The sequence below is a fragment of the Mycobacterium sp. NGS67 genome (genome assembly GCF_059812185.1).
The window spans coordinates 29,305-55,096 of record NZ_JCALCF010000011.1; the positions used below are offsets into that span (position 1 = coordinate 29,305).

General features: G+C 68.0%; 27 protein-coding genes. 6 read left to right on the plus strand and 21 right to left on the minus strand.

The window, feature by feature from the left end; all coding sequences use genetic code 11:
• Positions 1-28: 28 nt before the first annotated feature.
• Positions 29-1,228, minus strand: a complete 1,200-nt coding sequence (locus AC5Y4D_RS12455; RefSeq protein WP_500037290.1) for a lipid-transfer protein — start codon at positions 1,226-1,228, stop codon at positions 29-31.
• A gap of 159 nt (positions 1,229-1,387) precedes the next feature.
• Here AC5Y4D_RS12455 and AC5Y4D_RS12460 point away from each other — a divergent pair, with 159 nt between their 5' ends.
• The gene (locus AC5Y4D_RS12460; RefSeq protein WP_500037291.1) at positions 1,388-2,134 is read left to right on the plus strand and encodes an SDR family oxidoreductase; all 747 of its coding nucleotides are present in this window, start codon (positions 1,388-1,390) and stop codon (positions 2,132-2,134) included.
• Here the strand turns inward: AC5Y4D_RS12460 and truB are convergent.
• Genes truB through pptH form a run of 3 tightly spaced genes read right to left on the minus strand, consistent with a single transcriptional unit; the run spans position 2,131 to position 4,645 of the window.
• Positions 2,131-3,015, minus strand: coding sequence for a tRNA pseudouridine(55) synthase TruB (gene truB / locus AC5Y4D_RS12465; protein WP_500037292.1), 885 nt, complete (start codon positions 3,013-3,015; stop codon positions 2,131-2,133). The genes AC5Y4D_RS12460 and truB overlap by 4 nt on opposite strands.
• The gene (pptT, locus tag AC5Y4D_RS12470) at positions 3,012-3,680 is read right to left on the minus strand and encodes a 4'-phosphopantetheinyl transferase PptT (RefSeq protein ID WP_500037359.1); all 669 of its coding nucleotides are present in this window, start codon (positions 3,678-3,680) and stop codon (positions 3,012-3,014) included. Before pptT ends, truB begins: the two co-directional genes overlap by 4 nt.
• 8 nt (positions 3,681-3,688) lie before the next feature.
• Positions 3,689-4,645 (minus strand): ACP phosphodiesterase PptH, encoded by a 957-nt coding sequence (gene pptH / locus AC5Y4D_RS12475; RefSeq protein ID WP_500037293.1) that lies wholly within the window; start codon positions 4,643-4,645, stop codon positions 3,689-3,691.
• Between the two features lie 101 nt (positions 4,646-4,746).
• On the opposite strand from pptH, the gene AC5Y4D_RS12480 reads away from it, so the two are divergent.
• Both AC5Y4D_RS12480 and AC5Y4D_RS12485 read left to right on the plus strand, forming a co-directional pair.
• Positions 4,747-5,328 (plus strand): DUF3558 domain-containing protein, encoded by a 582-nt coding sequence (locus tag AC5Y4D_RS12480; RefSeq protein ID WP_499990595.1) that lies wholly within the window; start codon positions 4,747-4,749, stop codon positions 5,326-5,328.
• A 23-nt stretch (positions 5,329-5,351) separates the two neighbouring features.
• The gene (locus tag AC5Y4D_RS12485) at positions 5,352-7,064 is read left to right on the plus strand and encodes a CocE/NonD family hydrolase (RefSeq protein ID WP_500037294.1); all 1,713 of its coding nucleotides are present in this window, start codon (positions 5,352-5,354) and stop codon (positions 7,062-7,064) included.
• On the opposite strand, the gene AC5Y4D_RS12490 is transcribed toward AC5Y4D_RS12485, so the two are convergent.
• The 4 genes from AC5Y4D_RS12490 to AC5Y4D_RS12505 are packed head-to-tail and all read right to left on the minus strand — an operon-like array spanning position 7,023 to position 8,459.
• Positions 7,023-7,568 (minus strand): DUF1802 family protein, encoded by a 546-nt coding sequence (locus tag AC5Y4D_RS12490; RefSeq protein ID WP_500037295.1) that lies wholly within the window; start codon positions 7,566-7,568, stop codon positions 7,023-7,025. The two genes, AC5Y4D_RS12485 and AC5Y4D_RS12490, sit on opposite strands and share 42 nt — an antisense overlap.
• Positions 7,565-7,825: a DUF2277 domain-containing protein gene (locus AC5Y4D_RS12495; RefSeq protein ID WP_499990523.1), complete on the minus strand. Its 261-nt coding sequence runs from the start codon at positions 7,823-7,825 to the stop codon at positions 7,565-7,567. Before AC5Y4D_RS12495 ends, AC5Y4D_RS12490 begins: the two co-directional genes overlap by 4 nt.
• A 29-nt stretch (positions 7,826-7,854) precedes the next feature.
• A complete protein-coding gene (locus AC5Y4D_RS12500; protein WP_499990525.1) occupies positions 7,855-8,247 on the minus strand; it encodes a type II toxin-antitoxin system VapC family toxin in 393 nt (130 codons plus the stop codon).
• Complete coding sequence (locus AC5Y4D_RS12505) at positions 8,244-8,459, minus strand: type II toxin-antitoxin system Phd/YefM family antitoxin (RefSeq protein ID WP_499942375.1); 216 nt, start codon at positions 8,457-8,459, stop codon at positions 8,244-8,246. Before AC5Y4D_RS12505 ends, AC5Y4D_RS12500 begins: the two co-directional genes overlap by 4 nt.
• Before the next feature lie 59 nt (positions 8,460-8,518).
• Between AC5Y4D_RS12505 and AC5Y4D_RS12510 the strand changes: the two genes are divergently transcribed.
• Positions 8,519-9,268 carry an enoyl-CoA hydratase gene (locus AC5Y4D_RS12510; RefSeq protein ID WP_499942233.1) on the plus strand — a complete coding sequence of 250 codons (750 nt, stop codon included), beginning with the start codon at positions 8,519-8,521 and terminating at the stop codon, positions 9,266-9,268.
• On the opposite strand, the gene AC5Y4D_RS12515 is transcribed toward AC5Y4D_RS12510, so the two are convergent.
• The 11 genes from AC5Y4D_RS12515 to rimP all read right to left on the minus strand — a co-directional run bounded on the left by AC5Y4D_RS12515 (position 9,265) and on the right by rimP (position 21,097).
• Positions 9,265-10,347 carry an ABC transporter ATP-binding protein gene (locus AC5Y4D_RS12515; protein ID WP_500037296.1) on the minus strand — a complete coding sequence of 361 codons (1,083 nt, stop codon included), beginning with the start codon at positions 10,345-10,347 and terminating at the stop codon, positions 9,265-9,267. The two genes, AC5Y4D_RS12510 and AC5Y4D_RS12515, sit on opposite strands and share 4 nt — an antisense overlap.
• Positions 10,340-11,653 carry an ABC transporter substrate-binding protein gene (locus AC5Y4D_RS12520; RefSeq protein ID WP_500037297.1) on the minus strand — a complete coding sequence of 438 codons (1,314 nt, stop codon included), beginning with the start codon at positions 11,651-11,653 and terminating at the stop codon, positions 10,340-10,342. The genes AC5Y4D_RS12515 and AC5Y4D_RS12520 overlap by 8 nt, the downstream gene beginning before the upstream one ends.
• 2 nt (positions 11,654-11,655) lie before the next feature.
• The gene (locus AC5Y4D_RS12525) at positions 11,656-12,474 is read right to left on the minus strand and encodes a carbohydrate ABC transporter permease (protein ID WP_500037298.1); all 819 of its coding nucleotides are present in this window, start codon (positions 12,472-12,474) and stop codon (positions 11,656-11,658) included.
• Positions 12,471-13,358: a carbohydrate ABC transporter permease gene (locus tag AC5Y4D_RS12530; protein ID WP_500037299.1), complete on the minus strand. Its 888-nt coding sequence runs from the start codon at positions 13,356-13,358 to the stop codon at positions 12,471-12,473. The genes AC5Y4D_RS12525 and AC5Y4D_RS12530 overlap by 4 nt, the downstream gene beginning before the upstream one ends.
• Before the next feature lie 31 nt (positions 13,359-13,389).
• The gene (locus AC5Y4D_RS12535) at positions 13,390-14,712 is read right to left on the minus strand and encodes an MATE family efflux transporter (RefSeq protein ID WP_500037300.1); all 1,323 of its coding nucleotides are present in this window, start codon (positions 14,710-14,712) and stop codon (positions 13,390-13,392) included.
• A gap of 6 nt (positions 14,713-14,718) precedes the next feature.
• On the minus strand, positions 14,719-15,756 hold the full coding sequence (locus AC5Y4D_RS12540; RefSeq protein ID WP_500037301.1) for a DHH family phosphoesterase: 1,038 nt from the start codon (positions 15,754-15,756) through the stop codon (positions 14,719-14,721).
• Entirely contained in the window at positions 15,707-16,237 is a 531-nt protein-coding gene (gene rbfA / locus AC5Y4D_RS12545; RefSeq protein WP_500037302.1) for a 30S ribosome-binding factor RbfA, read from the minus strand. Before rbfA ends, AC5Y4D_RS12540 begins: the two co-directional genes overlap by 50 nt.
• Positions 16,238-16,246: 9 nt before the next feature.
• Positions 16,247-19,039 carry a translation initiation factor IF-2 gene (infB, locus tag AC5Y4D_RS12550; protein ID WP_499942218.1) on the minus strand — a complete coding sequence of 931 codons (2,793 nt, stop codon included), beginning with the start codon at positions 19,037-19,039 and terminating at the stop codon, positions 16,247-16,249.
• A gap of 86 nt (positions 19,040-19,125) precedes the next feature.
• Positions 19,126-19,410, minus strand: coding sequence for a YlxR family protein (locus AC5Y4D_RS12555; RefSeq protein ID WP_499942373.1), 285 nt, complete (start codon positions 19,408-19,410; stop codon positions 19,126-19,128).
• A gap of 125 nt (positions 19,411-19,535) precedes the next feature.
• Entirely contained in the window at positions 19,536-20,579 is a 1,044-nt protein-coding gene (gene nusA / locus AC5Y4D_RS12560) for a transcription termination factor NusA (protein ID WP_499942216.1), read from the minus strand.
• Positions 20,576-21,097, minus strand: a complete 522-nt coding sequence (rimP, locus tag AC5Y4D_RS12565) for a ribosome maturation factor RimP (RefSeq protein WP_500037303.1) — start codon at positions 21,095-21,097, stop codon at positions 20,576-20,578. The genes nusA and rimP overlap by 4 nt, the downstream gene beginning before the upstream one ends.
• 134 nt (positions 21,098-21,231) lie before the next feature.
• Between rimP and AC5Y4D_RS12570 the strand changes: the two genes are divergently transcribed.
• Both AC5Y4D_RS12570 and AC5Y4D_RS12575 read left to right on the plus strand, forming a co-directional pair.
• Positions 21,232-21,777 carry a hypothetical protein gene (locus AC5Y4D_RS12570; protein ID WP_499990531.1) on the plus strand — a complete coding sequence of 182 codons (546 nt, stop codon included), beginning with the start codon at positions 21,232-21,234 and terminating at the stop codon, positions 21,775-21,777.
• Positions 21,774-22,238, plus strand: a complete 465-nt coding sequence (locus AC5Y4D_RS12575; protein WP_499990532.1) for a ferritin-like domain-containing protein — start codon at positions 21,774-21,776, stop codon at positions 22,236-22,238. Before AC5Y4D_RS12570 ends, AC5Y4D_RS12575 begins: the two co-directional genes overlap by 4 nt.
• A 96-nt stretch (positions 22,239-22,334) precedes the next feature.
• Here AC5Y4D_RS12575 and AC5Y4D_RS12580 read toward each other — a convergent pair whose 3' ends face one another.
• Positions 22,335-24,080 (minus strand): proline--tRNA ligase, encoded by a 1,746-nt coding sequence (locus tag AC5Y4D_RS12580; RefSeq protein ID WP_499990533.1) that lies wholly within the window; start codon positions 24,078-24,080, stop codon positions 22,335-22,337.
• 108 nt (positions 24,081-24,188) lie between these two features.
• Positions 24,189-25,781 carry an MFS transporter gene (locus tag AC5Y4D_RS12585; RefSeq protein ID WP_499990534.1) on the minus strand — a complete coding sequence of 531 codons (1,593 nt, stop codon included), beginning with the start codon at positions 25,779-25,781 and terminating at the stop codon, positions 24,189-24,191.
• Between the last annotated feature and the right edge of the window lie 11 nt (positions 25,782-25,792).

Genomic DNA, 25,792 nt, shown 5'->3' on the forward strand with positions numbered 1-25,792 from the left:
GCGGCGACCTGACCGAGGTGATGTGGGGTCAGCGCTCGGCGCGCTGGTAGGCGGTGACGACGGCCGCGCCGCCGAGACCAATGTTGTGTTGCAGTGCGGCCGTGACGTTTTCGACCTGCCGCTTATCCGCGGTGCCGCGCAGCTGCCAGGTCAGTTCCGAGCACTGCGCCAGCCCGGTCGCGCCCAGCGGGTGCCCCTTGGAGATCAGCCCACCCGACGGGTTCACCACCCAGCGGCCCCCGTAGGTGGTCTGTTCGTCGTCAATCAGCTTCGGCGCCTCACCCTCGCCGCACAGACCCAACGCTTCGTAGAGCAGCAGTTCGTTGGCCGAGAAGCAGTCGTGCAGCTCGATCACCTGGAAGTCGTCGGGCCCGAGACCGGACTGCTGGTAAACCTGTTGCGCGGCTTGGACATTCATGTCGTAGCCGATGACGTTGCGGGCACTGCCGTCGAAGGTGGACTCGAAGTCGGTGGTCATCGCCTGCCCGACGATCTCCACCGCCTGCCCGGCCAGGCCGTGGCGGGCCACATAGTCCTCACTGGCCAGCACCACCGCAGCCGAGCCGTCGGACGTGGGTGAGCACTGCAGTTTGGTCAGCGGGTCGCTGATCATCTTGGCGGCCAGGATGTCTTCGAGGGTGTACTCCTCCTGGAACTGCGCATACGGGTTGTTGACCGAGTGCTTGTGGTTCTTGAAGCCGATCTTGGCGAAATGTTCGGCGGTGGTGCCGTATTTCTTCATGTGCTCGCGGCCGGCCGCGCCAAACATCCACGGCGCCACCGGGAATGCGAACTCGTCGATCTCGGCCAGCGCCTTGATGTGGTTGCCCAACGGCGACTCGCGGTCGGCCGCGCCGCCCTGCAGGGCGCCGGGCTGCATCTTCTCGAAGCCCAGCGACAGCACGCAGTCGGCCAGTCCGCCCCGGATGGCCTGCGCGCCGAGATAGAGCGCGGTGGACCCCGTCGAGCAGTTGTTGTTGACGTTGACGATCGGGATGCCGGTCATGCCGAGTTCGTAGAGGGCACGCTGCCCCGACGTGGAGTCACCCGAGCAGTAGCCGACGTAGCCCTGCTCGATCTCGGAGTAGTCGACGCCGGCGTCCTGCAGCGCCTTGGTGCCGGACTCCTTGGCCATCTGGGGGTAATCCCAGCCTTCGCGGCGGCCCGGCTTCTCGAACTTCGTCATCCCGACGCCGACGACGAACACTTTGTTGGTTGCTTTAGGCATCGTTGCCCCTCTCGAACGGCTTTGACACAGTCTGCAATGCGCCGACGCCAAGCGGCTTGGCGGGTCAGCTTTTTCTGTGACCCACGACATATCGGGAATCTATTCGACGCTCTTCAACTTGACCCCGACGTAACGCAAGCGTCCTAGGAGGTCGTCGAGATGAGCACAGCAATCCTGAGCGGGAGGCGAGCACTGGTCACCGGTGGTTCGCGCGGCATCGGCGCCGAGATCGTCCGCCGGCTGGCGGCAGACGGCGCCGCAGTCGCATTCACCTACGCGTCGTCGGCAACCAATGCCGAAAAGCTGGTCGCCGACGTGACGGCCGGTGGCGGCAAAGCGGTCGCGATCCAGGCAGACGCTGCCGACCCGGCCCAGATCGCCGCGGCGGTCGATCGGACCGTCGCTGAACTCGGTGGCCTGGATGTGCTGGTGAACAACGCCGGCACCATTCACATCGCACCAATCGACGACTTCGATGCCGAGCAGTTCGAGCGACTGGTGTCCATCAACATCGGCGGCGTCTTCTGGGCCATCCGCAGCGCGATCAAGCATCTGAACGAGGGTGCGCGGATCATCAACATCGGCAGCGTCAACGCCGACCGGATACCGGGACCCGGGGTCTCGGTGTACGGGATGACCAAGGGTGCGGTGTCGTCGCTGACCCGCGGATTGGCCCGCGAACTCGGCCCACGCGGCATCACCGTGAACAACGTGCAGCCCGGTCCGATCAACACCGAGATGAACCCCGACGAAGGCGAATTCGCCGACAGCTTAAGGTCTCTCGTCGCGCTCGGCCGCTACGGGCACACCAGCGACATCGCTGCCATCGTCAGCTTCCTGGCGGGCCCCGAGTCCGGATTCGTGACCGGCGCAAACCTGAACGTCGACGGCGGATTCACCGCCTAGCTCAGGGTCGCGGGGCGGATCACCACCAACGACTTGGTACGCGAACCTTCGTCGCGCAGCAACGCGATCACCCGCCCGTCCGGGGCGGCACCGGCGTACACGCCCTCGATACCGGCCGGGGACAGCGCCCGGCCGTTGGCGGCGGCGTCGACCTCGTCGGCGTCGAGGCCCCGACGCGCAAACATCAGCAGGCACGCCTCGTCCAGGCTGAGGCTCAGTCGCGGTCGCTCAGCCAACTCGTCGAGCGTGACCGCGTGACTCAGGTCGAAACGGCCAACCCGGTTGCGCCGCAACGCCGTCAGGTGAGCGCCCACCCCGAGCGCGTCACCCAGGTCGCGGGCCAGCGCGCGGATGTAGGTGCCCGACGAACAGTCCACCTCCACGTCGAGATCGACCAGGTCTCCTGAGCGCCGCACCGCCAGCACCTCGAAGCGGTCGATGCGCACCGGGCGCGCCGCCAGCTCGACGGCCTCACCAGCCCGGGCCAGCTGATAGGCGCGACGGCCGCCGACCTTGATCGCGCTGACCGCCGAGGGGACCTGGTCGATGTCGCCGCGCAACGCCGCCACCGCGTCGGCAATCACATCGTCGGTGACGTGCGCGGCCGAAACAGATTGCAGCAGCACACCTTCGGCATCTTCGGTGGAGGTACGCTGCCCCAGCCGGATGGTGGCCGCGTACGACTTCGAGGTCGCGGTGAGCAGTCCGAGGATTTTGGTGGCCCGCTCGACACCGACCACCAGCACCCCGGTGGCCATCGGGTCCAGCGTCCCGGCGTGACCGACCCGGCGGGTACCGAAGATCCGCCGGCACCGGCCCACCACGTCATGGCTGGTCATGCCGGCCGGTTTGTCGACGATCACCAGCCCGGCGTCGCTCATAACACGATCGCGGTCAGCACCAGGCCGCTCTCCACCGACCAGCGCCCAGCCAGCGACGTCAACGGCGGCCCGGACAGCGCGGCCGGATCGATCAGGATGCGGGACACGAAGCGCCCGCTGGATTCGGAGTCGGCCGAGAACGTGATGTGGGCGTCCTCGAACCCCAACCAACGGTTGGTCAGCGGAAACCAGGCTTTGTACGTTGCTTCCTTGGCGCAGAACAGGATTCGGTCCCAATGCAGGCCCGACGGCACGGCCCGCGGTATCTCGATGCGCTCGGCGGGCAGGCTGATCGCGTCCAGCACGCCGTTGGGCAGCACGTCGTGCGGTTCGGCGTCGATTCCGATCGATCGCACGGCACCCCGACGTCCGACGACCGCGCCCCGGTACCCGGTGCAGTGCGTGAGACTACCCACGACACCGTCGGGCCAGCACGGTTCGCCCTTGTCGCCCTTGAGGATTGGCACCGGCGCCACTCCGAGTTCGCCCAGCGCGACCCGGGCGCAGTGCCGCACCGTGATGAACTCGTTGCGGCGCTTGGCCACCGACTTGGCGATCAGCGGCTCCTCCTCCGGCAGCGGGGCCAGCCCGGGCGGGTCGGAATACAACTCCGCGTAAGCCATGTCCTCGACCAGCGTGCCGGGCAACAGCGTCGACACCAGCATGCGCGCCGTCACCGATTCTGCCGCTGCCGCAACCGTTCCCGGAACTGGGTGGCCTGCGCCTTCATCTCGGGCGTGATGACGAAATGCCCACCGAAGTCGTTGAGGTAGCCCGGCGCGTACTGCGGATCCGGCAGCACCTGGCGCAGCCAGCTGTAGGGCTTGCGGCGCCGCCACTCGCGCGGGTAACCCACCGACACCTCTTCGAAGCGCACGTCGTCATACCAGGTGGTGCGCGGAATGTGCAGGTGGCCGTACACCGAGCAGACCGCGTTGTAGCGGGTGTGCCAGTCGGCGGTCTTGGTGGTTCCGCACCACAGCGAGAACTCCGGGTAGAACAGCGCGTCGCACGGGTCGCGCACCAGCGGAAAGTGGTTGACCAGGACGGTCGGCTGCATCCAATCCAGCTGCTCGAGGCGCGCGCGGGTCTTTGTGACCCGGTCGCGGCACCAGGCGTCGCGGGTGGCGTAGGGCTCCGACGAGAGCAGGAACTCGTCGGTGCACACCACGTTGCGTTCCTTGGCGATCGCCATACCTTCGGCTTTGCTCTGCGCTCCGGCCGGCAGGAAGCTGTAGTCGTAGAGCAGGAACATCGGCACGATGGTGGCCGGCCCGCCCCGCTCGGTCCAGACCGGGAACGGGTGCTCGGGGGTGACGACGCCCATCTCGTCGCACATGTTGACCAGATAGTCGTACCGTGCGCGCCCGAAGATCTGCATCGGGTCCCGGTTGGTGGTCCACAACTCGTGGTTGCCCGGCACCCAGATCACCTTCGCGAACCGACGGCGCAGCAGGTCCAGCGCCCAGCGGATCTCGTCGGTGCGTTCGGCGACGTCGCCGCAGACGATCAGCCAGTCGTCCGGCGACGACGGGTGCAGCGACTCGGTGACGGGCTTGTTGCCCAGGTGGCCGGTGTGCAGGTCGGAAACGGCCCACAGCGTCGGCTGCCCTGCCTCATGTCCTGCCACGACTCACCAGCCTAGCGACCGGACGTCACTGGTTTCGCTGTGACCGCGCGGAACCTGCTTGTACACTCCCGGCAATAGTGCCGCCAACAGCAGGGGGTTTCGTGTTCGCCAAGGTGCGTCTGGCTGCAGCGTTCGGTGCGGTGGCCACAGCGGTCACAGTGGGGGTGGCGGGCTGGCAGTACGGTCCGCCTCCGGCCCAGCGCGGCCACGTCGAGTTGCGATCGACCGCCGCGCCAATGCAGACCACCATGAAAAGCCCGATCGTGGAGACGCAGGACCCGAGCCCGTTCGATCCGTGCACCGACATCCCGTTCGAGGCGGCGCAGCGACTGGGCCTGGCATTCACGCCGCCGCAACCCCAGGAGGGGTTGCGCTGCCAGTTCGACGCGGGCAACTATCAGCTGGCCGTGGAACCGATCGTCTGGCGGACCTACGCCCAGACGCTGCCGCCGGACGCCATCGAGACCACGATCCAGGGGCACCGGGCCGCGCAGTACTGGGTGATGAAACCCACGTACCACAACAGCTTCTGGTACATCTCCTGCATGGTGACGTTCAAGACCAGCTACGGGGTGATTCAACAGTCGCTGTTCTACTCCACGGTCTACTCCGAACCCGACGTCGACTGCCCTTCGACGAACCTGCAGCGGGCCAACGAGCTCGCTCCCCTCTACAAGTTCTGAGCCGTTTCCCTAACCTGGGCAGGGTGAGCACTACAGCGATAGACGAGCCGAGACTGCGCACTCGGGTAGCTGGTGTCGGCGGCAAGGTCGCTATGGGTGCGCTGGGCCGGGCGCTGGGCCTGCCACGGGCGAGAACGGGCTACACCGTGCAGCAGGTGCGGATCCCGATGCGCGACGGAGTGCACCTGGTCGGCGACCACTACGCACCGCAGACGTCCAAGCCGGTCGGCACGCTGCTGGCCCGCGGCCCCTACGGCCGCGGATTTCCGTTCTCGCTGGCCTTCGCCCGCCTGTACGCCGCCCGCGGGTACCACGTCGTGCTGCAGAGCGTGCGGGGCACCTTCGGGTCCGCCGGCGACTTCGAGCCGATGGCCAACGAGGCCGCCGACGGCTCCGACACGGTGGAATGGCTGCGCCGTCAGCCGTGGTTCACCGGCCGCTTCGCCACCGTGGGTCTGTCCTACCTCGGCTTCACCCAGTGGGCGCTGCTGCAGGATCCGCCGCCGGAGCTGGCGGCGGCGGTGATCACGGTGGGGCCGCACGACTTCCGGGACTCGGTGTGGGGCACCGGCACGTTCGCGGTCAACGATTTCCTGGGCTGGAGCGCTATGGTCGCCCGCCAGGAGGATCCCGGCCGCATCCGGACCGGTATCCGTCAGCTGCGCGCCCCTCGCAAGGTGGCGCGAGCCGTCGGTGAGGTGCCGCTGGGGCCGGCCGCGCGGGCGTTGCTCGGCGCGGGGGCACCGTGGTTCGAATCGTGGGTCGAACACACCGACGCCCACGACCCGTTCTGGGACCGGTTGCGCTTCCCCGACGCGCTGGACCGGGTGGACGTGCCGGTGCTGCTGCTCAGCGGGTGGCAGGACATCTTCCTGCGCCAGACCCTGCAGCAGTATCGGCACCTGCAAGACCGGGGCATCAACGTGGCGCTGACGGTCGGTCCGTGGACGCACACCCAGATGCTGTTTCAGGGAATGCCGACCTGTGCGCGCGAAACGCTGGACTGGCTCGACACGCACCTCGGCGGTGCACCCGAACTGCGCCGTCCCAGCCCGGTGCACGTGTTCGTCGCCGGCCGGGGTTGGCGGCATCTGCCCGACTGGCCGCCGGCGACCACCGATCAGGTGTTTTTTCTGCAGCCCTACGGGCATCTGGGCGACACGCCGCCGACGACCAAGACGCGGCCGGCGAACTTTCACTACGACCCGGCCGACCCGACGCCGACCACCGGCGGTCCGCTGCTCTCGCCGAAGGGAGGCTACCGCGACGACACCCGCCTGGCGCTGCGCGACGACGTGCTCAGCTTCACCGGCACCACCCTCACCCACGACCTGGGCGTGTACGGGAATCCCGTCGTCGAGCTGGAGCACAGCGCCGACAACCCCAACGTCGACCTGTTCGTCCGGGTCAGCGAGGTCGACGCAAAAGGCAAGTCCCGCAACGTCAGCGACGGTTACCGCCGGCTGGCCACCGACGAGTCGGGCACCCGCCGCGTCACCATCGAACTCGACGCCATCGCGCACCGATTCGCCGCCGGGTCCCGCATCAGGGTGCTGATCACCGGCAGCTGGTTCCCCCGCTACGCACGCAACCTGGGCACCGAGGAGCCGATGCTGACCGGGCATCAGCTGCGCCCGGCCACGCACTCGGTGCATTTCGGTGATTCCCGGCTAGTGCTGCCGGTGCAACGAAGATCAGCCGACGGCGGCGCGGACTCGCTTGGCGACCTCGGCTAATGCAGCGTCGTCGTGCACCGGTTCGGTCAGGGCGGGCGTGACGGGCAACTCCACCCAGCTGGTGCAGCCGGCGTAGTCGGGAGTGCGGCTCAGCCGCACCGGCTCGGCGAGCGGGATCGCATTGACCACGAGCACGGCGAGCTTGTGTTTGGGCCGGAAGTCCAGCCGGTCGGCTTGCACCGAATCGGCGGTCCAGATGTGTAGATCCTCGATCTGCGCCAGCCCCTCCGGCCGGTTGACTGCCAGCGCCGCAACGACTTTGGCCGCAGCCCGGATCGTGACGTGCTCGTCGGTGCTGTCTTCGGCCGCCGGCTTCAGTAAGCCCTGGTGTTCGGGGCGGACGCGCTGGGTGTGGCTGTGCGCGACCGTCGGGAACAGCAGGAACTCGCGGGCCGCGACGTCGAACCGCTTCTCGCCGATGCCGCCTTTGCGCAACAGGATCCTCTGGCGCCCGTCGAGCAGGGCGTGCACAGCGGCGCTCCACTCTTTGAGCGCGGGACTCATTGCAATCTGGCCAGCACCTCGGGGCGGCGGAGCGGCGGCACCGTCCTGGGCGGTTGCCGGCGTTGCGGCAGCGCCTCCAGCAACCGCGTGGTGGTCGCCGTGACCTCGGCGACCGCTGCTTCGAACGCGGCTTCGTTGGCCGCCGACGGGCGGGTGATGCCGCTGACCTTGCGCACATACTGGCGCGCCGCGGCCGCGACTTCCTCGGGTGTGGCGGGCGGCTCCAGCCCGCGCAATTCGGTGATGTTCCGGCACATGGCGTCCACGATAGGCGGGCGAATACCAGTTACCAGACGGCAACCGGTCGTGGGTGTCGATGGCTACGCAGTCCGCGATCCTTGGTCACCAGTCGCCAGCCATGCTCGACAGCGCAGGCGTAGATCAGGCGGTCAGCGGGGTCACCCGGGAACGACGAGGGAAGCGAGACCGCAGTCGCGGCCACGGCCGGCGTGATACCGATCGTGCGCACATTTTCGGCGAGCTGTTGTAGCCACGTTCGCACAGGGATCGTCAGCAGGATGCGTTCGTGCTCGGCAAGCCAGGCAAGTTCGAACCACGTGATCGCGGCAACGGCCAGCTCGTCGGCTTGTTCGACGGCTTGGCGCGCCGATTTGCTCAGGCGCGCCGGCTCGGCCGACCACCAATGCAGCACGTGCGAGTCGAGCAACACGGTGGTCACGAGACGTCCCAGGAAACATCGGTGCCGAAGAGTTCATCCTCTTCGACGGCGCTCATCGCCCTGCCGGACATCCGCCCCTTGAGCGCGTGCGCGCCGCGCGCACCGACCAATCGGGCCACCGTACGGCCATGTTTGGTGATCTCGATTTCCTCACCGTCGGCGACTTCGTCGAGCAGGGCCAGAATCTTTGCTTTGACGTCAGTGGCGGTCATAATTCTGGTCATGGTGTTAGTTTACTGGGCTGCCCTGCGCGATTGACTACGGTGAGACCATGACCGACGACATCCTGCTGATAGACACCGACGAGCGGGTGCGCACCCTGACGCTGAACCGCCCGCAGTCGCGCAACGCGCTGTCCGCCGCGCTGCGCGACCGGTTCTTCGGCGCGCTGGCCGACACCGAAACCGACGACGACGTCGACGTCGTCATCGTCACCGGCGCCGACCCGGTGTTCTGTGCCGGACTGGACCTCAAGGAATTGGGTGGGCAGACCGCGCTACCAGACATCTCCCCGCGCTGGCCGGCGCTGACCAAACCGGTGATCGGCGCCATCAACGGCGCCGCGGTCACCGGCGGACTCGAACTGGCGCTGTACTGCGACATCCTGATCGCCTCCGAACAGGCCAGGTTCGCCGACACGCACGCCCGGGTGGGTCTGCTGCCCACGTGGGGGCTGAGCGTGCGACTGCCGCAGAAGGTGGGCGTTGGCATGGCCCGGCGGATGAGCATGACCGGCGACTACCTTTCGGCCGCCGACGCGCTGCGCGCCGGGCTGGTCACCGAAGTCGTGCCGCATGACCAGCTCCTGCCGACCGCGCGCGGGGTCGCGGCGTCCATCGTCGGCAACAACCAGGACGCGGTGCGCGCGTTGCTGGCGTCCTACCACCACATCGACGACGCGCAGATCGGCGGCGGGCTGTGGCTGGAAGCCGCTGCGGCACGGCAGTTCCGGACCAGCGGGGACGACATCGCCGCCAATCGGGAAGCGGTGCTGCAGCGCGGACGGTCGCAGGTGCGTTAGCCCAGGCGAGTTTCGGTCGCGCTGTCGAAGAACCGCACCTCATGCTGGTGCGGCGCGATGGCCAACGACTCCCCTGCCCTGACCGCGGTGCGCCTGTCGGTGCGGAACACGATGCGCCCGGCGCGGGGTGACCAGCTCTCCTCCGGCCGCGGCGTCGCGTAGACGAAGGATTCGAAGCCGAGTTCTTCGACCAGTTCGACCTGTACGCTCACCGAACCTGGTGCGCCCGGGGTGGTGACGTCCCACGACTCGGGCCGCACACCGAGCAGCACCCGGCCGTTCGTGCCGCCGGGCACCGGTATCGCCAGGCCGGGAGAGGTGACTGCGCCGTCGGTGACCTCGGCGTCGATCAGGTTCATCGACGGAGCCCCGATGAAGGTCGCCACGAACGTGTTGGCCGGGTTGTCGTACAGCGCGCGTGGGGTGTCGACCTGTTGCAGCACACCATCTTTGAGCACGGCGACCCGGTCCCCCATCGTCATCGCCTCCACTTGGTCGTGCGTGACGTAGACGGTGGTGGTGCCCAGTCGGCGCTGCAATGCAGAGATCTGCGATCTGGTGCTGACTCGTAGTTTGGCGTCCAGGTTCGACAGCGGCTCGTCCATGCAGAACACCTGCGGACGTCGCACGATCGCCCGGCCCATTGCCACCCGTTGGCGTTGCCCGCCGGACAGCTTTGCCGGCTTACGGTCGAGCAGCTCGGTCAGTTCCAACATGGTGGCGACTTCTCGGACCCGCCGGCGGGTGTCAGCGCGTGACATCCCCGCATTGCGCAGCGCGAACCCCATATTGGCAGCCACCGTCATGTTCGGGTAGAGCGCGTAGTTCTGGAAAACCATCGCGACGTCGCGCGCCCGCGGCGGCAAGTGGGTGACGTCCACGTCGCCGATTGTGATCTGGCCGCTCGCAACGGATTCCAGTCCGGCCAGCATGCGCAAGGTGGTGGACTTGCCACAGCCGGAAGGTCCGACCAATACCAGGAATTCGCCGTCGGCAATATCCAGGCTCAGGTTGTCCACTGCCAGCTCGGCTGCACCCGGGTAGCGGTGGGAGACCGCGCGGTAGCGGACTTCAGCCATGGCGCATATCCGATAGCTTCCGCTGGATCTGACGGTCGTAGATGACCTGCAATTGTCTTTCGATGCCGCTGAATGTCGCTGTCACGTCGGATCCCTTCAGTCCGATGGTTTCTAGACCCGCCGCGATGATGCGGTCCGCGCCCGGCAGGAAGACACGCGCGTAGTCTTGCGGCCGGGTATGCGGCAGCAGGTCGAAAGCTACTCGCGCATTGGGGTTTTCGGCCAGATACTGCTGTTCGCTCGGATCGTCGGCCGCCGACTTTCGCACCGCGAGATAGCCGGTGCGCTGACTGAAGTAGACGGTGGACCGCGGACTGGTGATGTAGGCAATGAACTTGAGTGCGTTGAGTTTTCGTTCGTCGGACAGCTTGGCCGGGATGGCCAGCCCGGCGCCGCCGGTCGGGCAGGCGGGCGCGCCGCCGGGACCGCTCGGCAGCGGCGCCACCCCGAAGTCGAATCCAGCCGCGGCGGTGATGCCCACGAGCGCACCCGTCGATGCCACCGCCGAGGCGAGGATGCCGGTGGCGAACTCGTTGGCGACATTGTTGGCGACTACTGCGTAACGTCCGCCATGAGTGGAGTCCCGCAGGAAGTTGCCCGCTGCGATGGTCGCCGGATCGGTGAACTTCAGCGTCCACTTGTCGGAGTACGCGCCGCCGAACGCCCAAATCGGACCCTCGAATGTCCAGGAGATCCCTTCGGAATTCGCCCAACCATGCGCCCAGTTGCGGGGTCCGACCACCCGTTGCAACCGCGGCCCCCATTCCGCGAACTCCGGCCATGAGACGGGTCCGCGATCCGGCAGGCCGGCACGTTCCCATACCGCTTTGTTGTAGTAGAACAGCGGCGTCGAGCGCGCATAGGGCAGCGCGTAGTGGTGGCCGTCGAACTCGTAGTCGGCCAGCAGCGAGTCCACATAATCCGAAGTGTCCAGGCCGATCTGGCGCCAGAGTTCGTCCAGTGGCGTGAGGACACCGCTCAGCGCGAAGTGGAACCACCAACGATCGTCTAGCACAACGACATCGGGAACATCGGTGCCGATGAGCGCGGCGTTGAACTTCTGCGCCACCTCGTCGTAGTCCTTGCCGGCGTCGATCAACTTGACCTGCAGGTCAGGGAACTTCTGCTCGAAGCGCGCGATCAACTCTCGCTCCACCGCGGTGGACATCCCGGGGTGATTGGACCAGAAGGAGATGGGGCCGTTTCCGGATTTGATCGTGCCGTTGCCGCCCATCCCCGCGCACCCGGCGGTCACACCGGCCGCGCCGATCAGCCCGAGAAATTGCCTGCGGTTGACGGTATGCACGGCTACCCTTTGACCGCGCCCGACGTGAGGCCCTTGATCATCTGCCGTTGCAGCGCGATGAAGATGAGCAGGATCGGCAGCATCGCCAGCAGCGTCACTGCCATGACCGGACCCCAGTTGGTCACTCCTTCTGCTTGCTGGAGGAACGTCAGCCCCACCGGCAGGGGTGCTACCGATTCGTCGTCGGCCATCAGGAATGGCCAAAGGTATTCGTTCCATTCGTTGACGACGGTGATGATGCCGAATGCCACCATGGTGGGTCCCGACATCGGCAGCACCACGCGCAACAGCAGTTGCCACCAGCGTGCGCCGTCCATCCGGGCCGCTTCGATGACCTCGGTAGGCAACGACAGGAAGTGGTTGCGCATCAGGAAAGTTCCGAACGCGACGCCGGCCAGCGGCAGGATGATGCCGGGAAAGGTGTTGCGCAGTCCCAATTGAGAGATCAACGCGTAGTTGGAGATCACCGTGATCTGGTTGGGCACCATCAGCGCGGCGATGATCACCAGGAACACCGCGTTGCGGCCCGGGAAGTGCAGGAACACCAGTCCGAACGCGCTCAGGACGCCGAGCACGAACTTCACCGCCGCCAGCGCGGTGGTGAGGATCACCGAGTTGCGCAGGTAGGTCCAGAACGGAATCTGTTGCGTGGCAGTCCGATAATTCTGCGGGTGCCAGTGCGGCGGCCACCAGGTCGTCGGCTGCGCATAGATGTCCGGCTGATCCTTGAACGAGGTGAAGAACACGAATGCCAGCGGCCCGGCAACCAGCGCCACCACCAGCAGCATGGCCGCATAACCCAGAAAACGTGCGGATCTCATTGGCGCTCAGCCCGATCCATTACTCGCACCTGGTAGTAGGTGATCGCCAGCAGCACCAGGAACATGACGGTGGCGACGGTGGCACCGTAGCCGGCACGGAAGTTCCGGAAGGTCTCCAGATACACCTGGAAGACCATCGTGGTGGTGCCGGTGCCCTCCGGACCTCCGCGGGTCATGACGTTGATGACATCGAAGACCTGCAACGAGTTGATCAGCACGGTGATCGACAGGAAGAACGTGGTGGGCCGCAGCTGCGGCAGCAGCACCCGGCGGAACGTGGTCCACCGGCTCGCGCCGTCGATCTCAGCCGCTTCCAACAGGTCTCGACGCACTCCCTGCAGCGCCGCCAGGTAGATGACGAAGGTGTAGCCGAGGTTCTTCCAGACGTAGGTGACGACGATCATGAACATCGCCCAGTGCGCGTCCTGGTAAAAGTCCGGCACCCCGGCTCCGAGGCGGCGCGCCAGATCCTGGATCAGACCGAAGTGCGGGTCGAAGACGAACTGTGCGGCCAGGCCGACCGCCGCACCGGATATTACGAACGGTGCGAAAACCATGGAGCGCACCAGGTTTCGTCCGCGCAACCGTTGGTCCAACAACATCGCCAACGCCAGCCCCAACACCATCGAGCCGACCACTGCGGCCACCGTGAAGATCACGGTGTTGAGCACGATTTGGCGGGTGTCGACGCGGGTGAGCCACTCCCCATAGTTGGAGAACCCGACGAACTTCGCCTGCGGGTCTGAAATGTTCCAGTCGAAGAACGACAGCCGGATGTTGTCTATCAGCGGGCGGTAGATGAACAGCGACAGCAACGCCACGTTCGGGCCGACCAGGACGACGAACAGCGCGTAGTCCCGTCGGGACCGTCTGGTCGTCGTCACCGGCGCAGTGTAGCGCCGCGGAACTGCCGCCCTACGCCGCTCCTGGCACCGCCCAACGCCCGGACAGCGTCCGCCAACCGCCGAACGCCAGTCGCAACACCATGAACGTGCTCAGACCCGACCAGATGCCGGTCAAGCCCCAGTCGTAAGCCAGCGACAGCCAGATCAGCGGCAGGAAACCCACCAGTGCGCTCACCACGGTCGCGGTGCGCATGAACGCGGCATCCCCGGCCCCCAGCAGTACCCCGTCCAGCGCGAAAACGATTCCCGCGACCGGCAATTGAGCCACCAGGAACCACCACGGCACCCCTATCGCAGCCAGCACGGACCCGTCGTCGGTGAACAGGTTGGGCAACACCGTGGAGCCCGCGGCGAAACAGGCTGCCAGCACCCCGGAGGCCAGCAGCGAGAACGCCGTCACCCGCCACGCCACCCATTTCGCGTGCGCGACCTCCCCGGCGCCCAAAGCGGCGCCGACCAGTGACTGCGCCGCGATGGCCAGCGAATCGAGCACCAGCGCAAGGAAAGTCCACAGCTGCAACACGACCTGATGGGCCGCGAGCGCCGCGGCCCCGAACCGGGCCGCCACCGCCGCCGCCGACACGTAACAGGTTTGAAAGGCCAGGCTGCGCAGGATGAGATCGCGCCCCATCACCAACTGGGCGCGCAGCGCGGCCCGATCCGGCCGCAGCGGTACCCGCTCGGTCAGCAGCGCGCGGCCGAACAGCAGTGCCGCCAGCCACTGACCCACCAGGTTGGCCACCGCCGATCCGGGCAGCCCCAGCCGCGGCAAGCCCAACCAGCCGTAGACCAGCAGCGGGCACAGCAGCCCCGACACCGCGAACCCGGTGGCGACGAAACGCAACGGCCGCACGGTGTCCTGCACGCCGCGCATCCAGCCGTTGCCGGCCAGCGAGACGAGGATCGCGGGTGCGCCCAGGATCGCCAGCCGCAACCACGGCAGCGCCGCCGTCGCGATCTGTCCACCCGCGGCGATCGCCGACACCACCGGCACCGCCGCGACCTGGACCGCGACGACGATCACCGCCCCGACACCCAGCCCCAGCCAGGTCGCCTGCACGCCCTCGTTGACCGCGGCCGCGCGGTCGGCGGCTCCGAAGTAGCGGGCGGCGCGGGCCGTGGTGCCGTAGGACAGGAACGTCAGCTGGGTGCTGACGACACCGAGCACCAGGCTGCCGATCGCCAGCCCCGCCAGCGGTACCGCCCCGAGGCGACCTACCACGGCGGTGTCGAACAACAGATACAACGGTTCGGCGGCCAGCACCCCGAGGGCCGGCAGGGCCAGCGCCGCGATCTGCCTACCACTGGCGGCGGGACGGCCGCCCTCGGTCAAGGCTGGTCAGCCCAGCGCCGCGCGCAACGACGCTACGACGTCTTCGATGGAGCCGGCCGTCGAGTAGCCCGCGGCCAACCGGTGTCCGCCGCCACCGAACCCGGACGCGACCGAGGCCAGGTCCACGTCGTTCTTGGCGCGCATCGACACCGACCACTGCTGCGGGTCGACCTCTTTGAACACCGCAGCCACCTCGGCCTGCTGGGTGGTGCGCACGATGTCGACCACGCTCTCCACCTCCTCGGCGCGCGACCCGAGCCATTCCCGATGGTCGACGACGGCGTAGACCAATCCGCGCCCGCCGACCGCCTCGGGCACCAACTGCGCCGAACTCAGCACCCGCGAGAGCATCGGCAGCCACGCGAACGGGTGGCTGTCCATCAGGGAGCGGCTGATCGCGGCGTTGTCCACACCGAGTTCGACCAGCCGCGCGGCCAGCCGCAGCGCGCGGGCGCTGGCCCACCGGAATGACCCGGTGTCGGTGGTCAACCCGGCGTAGATGCAGTGCGCCACGCCCCGGTCGATCGGCTTGCCCCAGGCGTCGAGGATCTCGGCGATCATCATCGTGGTCGAATCCGCCGACGCGTCGACGAAGTTCGCGGTGCCGAACATGCCGTTGGAGGCGTGATGGTCGATGACGAGCAGTTGCTGGTCCGGACCGGCCAGATCACCCAGCCCACCGAGTCGGTGGATGCCCGGAACGTCGACGGTCACCACCAGGTCGACGTCGCGCCGCAGTTCCTCGGGGCTGACCAGCAGATGGCAGCCCGGCAGCGAGCGCAGTGATTCCGGCAGCTCTGCGGGGGCGGCAAAACTGACCTGGACCTTCTTGTCGCTGTTGTCGAGCACCGCGGCCAGCGCCAGCCCGGCGCCGATGGTGTCGGCATCCGGATGGACGTGGCAGATCACCGCGACCGTGTTGGCGGACGACAGCAGTTGAGCGGCGCCGACAGCGTCGACGCGCGCCCCCGAAAGGCGCGACATCCCCGTCAGCTCAGTCTTCGGGTCGGTCTTGCGGCCGGTCTTGCGGTCGGTAATCGTCATCGGCGTTCCCAGCTTCGCTAAGTCCCCCGGAGACCGGCGGTTCGGCCGCCGACCCAGTATCACGGTACGGGTCGGCCTCCCCGGCCGGCTTCGCACCCACCCGTACCCGTGCCAGATCGGCATCCGCCGCCCGTGCCCGGGCGAGCAACTCTTCCATCCGATTCACCGCGTCGGAGGTGGTGTCGCGTTCGAACGTCAAGGTCGGAGTGAACCGTACCCCGGTACCCGCACCCACCTTCGTCCGCAGCACGCCCTTGGCGCGGTCCAGTGCCGCCGCCGCGCCCGCATAGTCGGGCTCGTCATCCAGCGTCGGCCCCATCACCGTGTAGTAGACGGTCGCGTCGTGCAGGTCGGCGGTCACCTTCGTGTCGACGACGGTGACGCCGGCCAGCCTCGGGTCCTTGATCTCATATTCGATCGCCGAGGCGACGATGGTGCTGATCCGCTTGGCCAGTCGGCGCGCGCGGGCCGGATCAGCCATGCGCCGGCCTCATGACCGTTCCTTCTGGACCAGCTCGAAGGACTCGATGATGTCGCCTTCCTTGATGTCCGAATAGCCCAGTGTCAGACCGCATTCGAAACCCTCGCGGACCTCGGTCACGTCGTCCTTCTCCCGGCGCAGCGAGTTGATCGACAGGTTTTCGGTGACCACGATGTTGTCCCGAAGCAGCCGAGCCTTGGCGTTGCGGCGCACCACACCGGAACTGACCATGCAACCGGCGATGATGCCGACCTTGGAGGACCGGAAGATCGCCCGGATCTCGGCCCGACCCAACTGGTTTTCCTCGTAGATCGGCTTGAGCATGCCGCGCAGGGCCTTCTCGATCTCGTCGATCGCCTGGTAGATCACCGAGTAGTAGCGGATCTCCACACCCTCGCGGTTGGCCAGTTCGGTCGCCTTGCCCTCGGCGCGGACGTTGAAGCCGATGATGATCGCATCCGACGCCGACGCCAGGTTGACGTTGGTCTCGGTGATGCCACCGACACCGCGGTCGATGACGCGCAGCGCCACCTCGTCGTCGACCTCGATACCCATCAGGGCCTCTTCCAGGGCCTCGACGGTACCGGCGTTGTCGCCCTTGAGGATCAGGTTCAGCTGGCTGGTTTCCTTCAGCGCCGAGTCCAGGTCCTCCAGGCTGATCCGCTTGCGACTGCGGGCCGCCAGCGCGTTGCGCTTGCGGGCGCTGCGCCGGTCGGCGATCTGGCGGGCGATGCGGTCCTCGTCGACGACCAGGAAGTTGTCACCGGCACCGGGCACCGACGTGAAGCCGATGACCTGCACCGGACGCGACGGCAATGCTTCCTCGACGTCCTCACCGTGTTCGTCGACCATCCGCCGGACCCGGCCGTAGGCGTCGCCGGCCACCACCGAGTCGCCCACCCGCAGGGTTCCACGCTGGATCAGCACGGTGGCCACCGGACCGCGACCGCGGTCCAGGTGCGCCTCGATGGCCACACCCTGGGCTTCCATGTCGGGGTTGGCCCGCAGGTCCAGGGCGGCGTCGGCGGTCAGCAGCACCGCCTCCTCGAGTGCCTCGATGTTGGTGCCCTGCTTGGCCGAGATGTCGACGAACATCGTCTCGCCGCCGAACTCCTCGGCCACCAGACCGTATTCGGTGAGCTGACCGCGGATCTTGGCCGGGTCGGCGCCCTCCTTGTCGATCTTGTTGACCGCCACCACGATCGGCACGTCGGCGGCCTGCGCGTGGTTGATGGCCTCCACCGTCTGCGGCATCACACCGTCGTCGGCCGCGACCACCAGGATGGCGATGTCGGTGGCCTTGGCGCCGCGGGCACGCATGGCGGTGAACGCCTCGTGACCCGGGGTGTCGATGAAGGTGATCAACCGGTCGGCGCCGTCGTGTTCGACACCCACCTGGTAGGCACCGATGTGCTGGGTGATGCCGCCGGCTTCGCCCTCACGGACGCTGGCTTTCCGGATGGTGTCCAGCAGGCGCGTCTTACCGTGGTCGACGTGACCCATGACGGTCACCACCGGCGGACGGGTCTGCAGGTCGTCCTCGCCGCCCTCGTCTTCGCCGTAGGTGAGGTCGAAGGACTCCAGCAGTTCGCGGTCTTCGTCCTCGGGGCTGACGACCTGGACGACGTAGTTCATCTCGCTGCCCAGCAGCTCCAGCGTCTCGTCGCCGACCGACTGGGTGGCCGTGACCATCTCGCCGAGGTTGAACAACGCCTGGACCAGCGCGGCCGGGTTGGCGTTGATCTTGTCGGCGAAGTCGCTCAGCGAGGCGCCGCGCGCCAGCCGGATGGTCTCGCCGTTGCCGTGCGGCAACCGCACGCCACCGACGACGGGCGCCTGCATGTTCTCGTATTCGGCGCGTTTGGCCCGCTTGGACTTGCGTCCGCGTCGGGGCGCACCGCCGGGACGGCCGAACGCGCCGGCCGCGCCGCCGCGCTGACCCGGACGGCCACCGCCGCCACCACCGGGACCACCGCCGCCGGGACGGCCGCGGAATCCGCCGCCACCGCCGGGTGCGGCACCGACACCACCGCCACCGCGGTAGTTACCGCCGCCGCCGGTGCGGTCGCCGCCGGGACCGCCGGGACGGGCACCGCCGGGACGCGGCGCGCCCGTCCGGGGCGGACGGGGACCTCCGGCGGCGCCGCCGGGACGCGGCGGCATGCTGCCGGGTGACGCACCGGGCCGGGGCGCACCCGGGCGGGGCGCGCCGGGACGCGGCGCCTGCGGGTGCGGACGGGGAATCGGCCGGTCGACGGGCTGCGCCGACGAGAACGGGTTGTTGCCGACGCGCGGCGTGCGCACTCCCGGCTTCGGCGCCGGGCCCGGGCGCGGCCCGGGAGTCATGCCGGGATGCGGCGCCTGTGGGCTCGACGGCTGACCCGGGGTCGGCGTGGGCGCCGATGGTCCCGGCGTCGGCGGGGCCGCAGGCTTGGCACCGGCTGCCGGAGCGGCCGGGCGGGCCGGGGCCGCGGGCGGCGCCGTCCTGGTGGGATCGGCGGGCTTGACCGGCGCGGGGGTGGCCGCGCCGTTGCCGACCGCTTTGTCCAGCGCCCGGTCCAGGTCCGCACCGGGCGCGGCGACCGCCGCCTTCTCGGGGGCCTTGGCTGCGCTGTCCGCGCCCTTGGGCGCTGCCGGTTTGCCGCCGCCGAACGACTCGCGCAGCCGGCGGGCTACCGGCGCCTCGACCGTCGACGATGCGGATTTGACGAATTCGCCCTGTTCACTCAGTCGGGCGAGGACTTCCTTGCTGGTGACACCGAGTTCCTTGGCTAACTCGTGTACGCGGGCCTTACCTGCCACTACATCTCCTGTCTCAGAGGCGACAGTCGTGGGCCGCGCCTCAAGTATTAGCTATGACGCATGGTCATCGGGACTTCACGGTGTGCTCATGTTCTTGCTACCTGTTCTGTTGCCCGGTGGGACGAGCGCGCCTCGACGTGCTCGACCACCGCGGATGTTTCCGGTGAACCGGTGATGCGCAGCGCTCGGGCGAAAGCTCGCCGCCGAATCGCCTGCTGTACGCACTGCGGAACGGGATGCAGCCATGCACCTCGCCCCGGCAGGCGTCCGGCCGTGTCAACGATCACGGCGTAGCTGCCGTTCCCGTCAGACCGAGCCACCACTCGAAGCAGTTCGACGGCCAACTCTCGCTTCCGGCATCCGACACACATCCGCACCGGTCCGCTGGGGTTGTCCGGGCTTCGGTGCGCCGAGGCCGAAGGCTCGCGCTGGATCACGGCTCAGTCTAGCGTTACCCGACCACTGCTCCGAACCACCCGCGGGTAGTCGGACCCCACTACCGCTCGTGGGCCATTCCGTGGCTGGCGCCGTGGTCGGGTTGGGTGCCGGGTTGGGCCGGCGCGTCGCCCCGGATGTCGATGCGCCACCCGGTCAGTCTGGCCGCCAACCGCGCGTTCTGTCCTTCCTTGCCGATGGCCAGCGACAGCTGGAAGTCGGGCACCACCACCCGTGCCGCGCGCGCGGTCGCGTCGATCACCGAGACCGAGACGACTTTCGCCGGCGACAGCGCGTTGGCCACGAAGCGGGCCGGGTCCTCGTCGAAGTCGATGATGTCGATCTTCTCTCCGGACAGCTCGCTCATCACGTTGCGGACCCGCTGCCCCATCGGACCGATGCACGCGCCCTTGGCGTTCAGGCCCGCGACGTTGGACTTCACCGCGATCTTGGAGCGATGCCCCGCCTCCCGGGCCACCGCCACGATCTCCACCGACCCGTCGGCGATCTCGGGCACTTCCAGCGAGAACAGCTTGCGCACCAGGTTGGGGTGGGTGCGGGAGAGCGTGATCACCGGCTCGCGGGCGCCGCGGCTCACGCCGACGACGTAGCAGCGGACCCGGTTGCCGTGCTCGTAGGTCTCGCCGGGGACCTGTTCGGCGGCCGGGATCACTCCTTCGGACGCCTTGGTCTCGGTACCCATCCGCACCACGACCAGCCCGCGGAGGTTGGCTCGGTTGTCGCGCTGGATCACCCCGGCGACGATCTCGCCTTCCCGGGTGGAGAACTCGCCGAAGGTCCGCTCGTTCTCGGCGTCGCGGAATCGTTGCAGCATCACCTGACGTGCCGTGGTGGCGGCGATGCGGCCGAAACCCTCCGGGGTGTCGTCCCACTCGCTGATCAGGCGGCCTTCGTCGTCGGTTTCGCGGGCGATGACCTTGACGACGCCGGTCTTGCGGTCGATCTCGATGTGGGCGTCGGTCTGATGACCCTGGGTGTGCCGGTAGGCGGTGAGCAGCGCGGACTTGATCGTCTCCAGCAGCTCGTTGACCGAGATGCCCCGGTCGACCTCGATGGCATGCAGAGCGGCCATGTCGATGTTCATGTTCCCGCCTCCGTCCCGTGCGCCAACTCCAGCTCTGCTCGTGCTGGCGTCGAAAACTCAACCTGCACAACAGCTTTGGTGATTTCTCCGAGCTTGATCTCGCGCACCGCCAGGTCGCGGCCGGTGCGGACCACCAGCGCGACCGTGTCGTCGCCGGTCTGGCCGACCCGCCCGGACAACTGCGAGCCGTCGGCCAGCACCACGTCTACCTTGCGTCCCCGCGCCCGACGGAAATGCTTCTCGCTGGTCAACGGGCGCTCGACGCCGGGCGAACTGACCTCGAGCACGTAGGGGGTGCCGCGACCGTCGTCCGCGCCGTCCAGCAAAGTCGACGCCGAATGCGACAGCGAAGCGATGGTGTCCAGGTCCAGGGCGGTGTCGCCGTCGGCGATCACGGTGATGCGCGGCGGACGGGTGCGGCTGTCGATGACTACGTCTTCGATCTCGTAGCCGGCGCGCGCGAACTCACCACTGAGTAGCTCGATCACCTGCGTCTGCGAAGGTAGCCCGGTGGTCACGGCGAGCTCCTCATCTTGAGTTGTCTTTGAGCCAGCTATCAACGATACGCCAGGAACCGCCGATAACGCCCTGATCGTCTCGTCCGGGTCCGACCGCAACGTGCCTACCGTCCGAGGGGCACCGTGATGGCAGGATGTGGAACGTGCCCGAAGCAGTACCCGTCATCAGTCGGCGGGGTGTACTCGCCGGTGGCGTCGCTCTCGCTGCACTTTCAGTGGCAACCGCTTGCAGCGAGTCGGCGCCCAAGCCGCCCGTCGTCGAAGAGTTGCTGAGCCCGCTGGAACAGGCGCGCCACGACAGTGCGCTGGCGGCCGCGGCGGCCGGAGCGATCGGCAGCCCGCCGCAGATCGCGGCCGCGCTGACCGTGGTAGCCACCCAGCGCGCCGCGCACGCCCGGGCGTTGTCCACCGAGATCGCCCGCGCCGCGGGCAAGTTGGTGTCGTCGACCAGCGAGACCAGCAGCTCCAGCGCGAGTGCGACCCCCACCGAGCCGGAGGGGCCGCCACCGCCGCCGCCTCCGGTATCCGATGTCATCGACTCGCTGCGCAAGTCGGCCGAGGACGCCAGCCGGTTGGTCGCGACGTCGTCGGGCTACCGGGCGGGTCTGTTGGCCTCGATCGCCGCCTGCTGCACCGCCTCTGCGACCGTCGCGCTGGTACCCGGGGGACCGTCGATATGACCGGACCGAAACGTGCCCCCGCCGGCAAAGACGCCGACATCACCGCGTTCAGCGACGCGCTCGCCGTCGAGCACGCCACCATCTACGGCTACGGGATCGTGTCCGCGATGTCGCCGCCGAGCGTCAACGACCTCGTGGTGGAAGCCCTCAACCAGCACCGCCAGCGCCGCGACGACGTCATCGCGATGCTGACCGCCCGCAAGGCCACCGTGCCGGTCGCCGCGGCCGGCTACCAGTTGCCCTCCCCGGTGGCCAGCCCGTCGGAAGCGGCCCGGCTGGCGGCGCGGATGGAGAACGACGGCGCGACGGCGTGGCGGGCGGTCGTCGAGCACGCCGACACCGCCGAGGACCGCGCCTTCGCCTCGAATGCCCTGACTCAGAGTGCGGTGCTGGCGGCCCGCTGGAACAAAGTGCTGGGTGGCTGGCCGATCACCACGTCGTTCCCCGGCGGCAACGAGTAAGCGCGAGCAGGGGGGCACCTCCCGCTCGCGAGCAGACGCAAAAGCCCCCATTTCGTGCCGAAATGAGGGGCTTTTGCGTCTGCTCGCCGTACCTCGCTAGGGGCTGATCGCTGCCACGATGTCGGTGACCAGTGAATCGCCGACGGCCAGCTCGGTCGTCTGACTGGCGAAGCGGTCGCGGAGCTCGATCCGGCCGTCCGCCCAGCCCCGGCCCACCACCAGGACCCACGGCACGCCCAGCAGTTCGGCGTCCTTGAACTTGACGCCCGGCGAGGCCTGACGGTCGTCGAGCAACACGTCGACGCCGACCTTGTCCAGATCCGCGGCCAGCTTGGCCGCGCCCAGGCGGGCTTCGGCGTCCTTGTTGGCGATCACCAGGTGGACCCCGAACGGCGAGATCGACGACGGCCACCGCAGCCCGAGCTCGTCGTGGTGCTGTTCGGCGACGACGGCGACCAGCCGCGACACCCCGATGCCGTAGGAACCCATCGTCAACCGCACCGGTTTGCCGTCCTCGCCGAGCACGTCGGCGGTGAATGCGTCGGTGTACTTGCGGCCGAGCTGGAAGATGTGGCCGATCTCGATGCCACGGGCCATCACCAACGGACCGGCGCCGTCGGGCGAGGGGTCGCCTTCGCGCACCTCGGCGGCCTCGATGGTGCCGTCGGCGGTGAAGTCGCGGCCGGCCACCAGCCCGACCACGTGGCGCCCGGGTTCGTCGGCCCCGGTGATCCAGCTGGTGCCGTCGACCACGCGCGGGTCGACGAGGTAGCGAACTTTGTTGTCCTGCAACGCTTTAGGGCCGATGTAGCCCTTGACCAGGAAGGGGTGTTCGGCGAAGTCGGCGTCGCTGAGCAACGCGTACTCGGCGGGTTCCAATGCCGCGCCCAGCCGCTTGTCGTCCACCTCGCGGTCCCCGGGCACACCGATGGCGAGCAGCTCCCAATCGCCGCCGGGCTGGCGGACCTTGACCAGGACGTTCTTGAGGGTGTCGGCGGCGGTGATCGTGCGACCCAGGCTTTCGTTGGCCCAAGCGACGAGGGTGGCGATGGTCGGGGTGTCGCCGGTGTCGTGGACCTGGGCGGCCGGCAGGCCGTCGGTGGGTGTCGGCTCGGGACGCGCGGTGACGACGGCTTCGACGTTGGCGGCGTAGCCGGATTCCAGGCAGCGCACGAAGGTGTCTTCGCCGACGGGGCTTTCGGCCAGGAACTCCTCGGAGGCACTGCCGCCCATCGCGCCGGAGACCGCCGACACGACGACGTAGCGCACCGCGAGGCGGTCGAAGATGCGCTGGTAGGCCTCGCGGTGCGCGTCGTAGGAGGTTTGGAGCCCGGCGGGGTCGATATCGAAGGAGTAGGAGTCCTTCATGACGAACTCGCGGCCCCGCAGGATGCCGGCACGCGGGCGCGCCTCGTCGCGGTACTTGGTCTGGATCTGATACAGCGTGAGCGGGAAGTCCTTGTAGGAGCTGTACTCGCCTTTGACGGTGAGGGTGAACAGCTCCTCGTGGGTCGGGCCCAGCAGGTAGTCGTTCTTCCGGCGGTCTTTGAGCCGGAACAGGTTTTCGCCGTATTCGGTCCAGCGGTTGGTGGTCTCGTACGGCGCACGCGGCAGCAGCGCGGGGAACAGGATCTCCTGCCCGCCGATGGCGTTCATCTCCTCGCGCACGATGCGTTCGATGTTGCGCAGGACCTTCAGGCCGAGCGGGAGCCAGCTGTACAGCCCCGGCGCGATGGGCCGGACGTAGCCGGCGCGGATCAGCAGCTTGTGGCTGGGCACTTCGGCGTCGGCGGGATCGTCGCGCAGGGTGCGCAGGAACAGCTCGGACATCCGGGTGATCACGAGCGGCAAGCCTAGCCTGCCGTCCGGTGCGGTGAGCGTCACGCCAGCGCGACGATCGAGCGCTTGCGCCACCCTGGCGTGACGCTCGGCACGGCGGCCGCTAGCGAACTACAGCTCCCCCGCGTCGATCGCTTCCTTGACTTCCTGCGCGTGCGCCACCTCTTCGGGTGTGTAGCCGATGAACAGCGCCGCACAGCCGACGATGACGGCCGTCCCGGCCACCCACAGCAGGCCGTAGGTGTAGCCCTTGTCCAGTGCATGCAGCTGAAGTTCGTTCATGAACTTCACCGGCCCGGTGATGCCGCCGTTGTAGAGAGTGCGGGAGGTGATCACGGCCTGGATGACGGCCAGCACCAGCGGCCCGCCCAGGCTCTGCAGCATCAGCGTCATCGCCGACACCGGGCCGATCTGGTCGAAGCCGACCCCGGCAATGGCCGACAAGGTCAGCGGCACGACCACCATGCCGATGCCGATGCCGCCGACCACGATGGGCAGCACCAGGTTCGGGAAGTAGGGGGCGCCGCGGTGCATGCAGAACGAGCCGTACAGCATCGCGCCGAGCAATAGCCATCCACCACCGATGGTCAGCACCCGCGGCGAGAACCGGGACACCAGCTGCGAGGAGATGCCCAGGCCGATGCCCATGGCGATCACGAACGGGATGAAGCCGACGCCGGCCCGCAACGCGCTGTAGCCCAGGATGTCCTGCACGTACAGGCCGATGGACACGGTCAGGCTGAACATGACGCCACCGGCGAGGAAGATCGCGCCGAAGGTGACCAGCCGGTTGCGGTCACGGAACAACTCGAACGGGATGACGGGGTTCTCCGCGGTGCGCTCGACGATGATGAACGCGATGGCCGCGCCCAGCGCCACCACACCCGAACCGATGGTGGTGACCGAGATCCAGCCCTTCTCCGGGCCGATCGAGAAAGCGAAGACGGCCGCGGTGCAGGCCAGCGTGGCCAGCATGGCGCCGGCGGCGTCCAGCTTCATCCGCTCCCGGTTGGTCTCCCGCAGCGCGGTGCGGGCCAGGTAGATCATCACCAGCCCGATCGGCACGTTGACCATGAACGCCAACCGCCAGGAGTACTCGGTCAGGAAGCCGCCGACCACCAGACCCATCACGGACCCGATCGCGGTCATCGCGGCGAACACCGCGGTCGCGGCGTTACGCGCCGGGCCCTTCGGGAAGGTGGTCGCCACCAGAGCCAGGCCGGTCGGTGACGCGATCGCCGACCCGACGCCTTGGGACAACCGGGCGATGACCAGCGTCACTTCATCCCAGGCCACCGCGCACAGCACCGAGGAGATGGTGAACAGCGCGACACCGACGATGAAGGTGCGCTTGCGCCCGATGGTGTCGCCGAGCCGGCCGCCGAGCAGCATCAATCCGCCGAAAGTCAGCACGTAAGCGGTGATCACCCAGCTGCGGCCCGCATCGGACAGGCTGAGCTCGTCCTGAATCTTAGGAAGGGCGACGATGGCGACGGTGCTGTCCATGGTGGCCAACAGCTGCATCCCGCCGATCGCGATGACCGCCGCGATGAAGCGGTACGAGGGCATCCAGGTCGGGTAATACCTGCTCAGGCGCTGCAAAGGGGTCTCCACCGATTCTGTGGGACGCTCCGACGCCGAACTTTTCGAGCTGCCGTCCGTCCAGCTGTGGACAACCCGCTCTGAGTCGTTGAGAGCCGTCATAGCAGGTTACC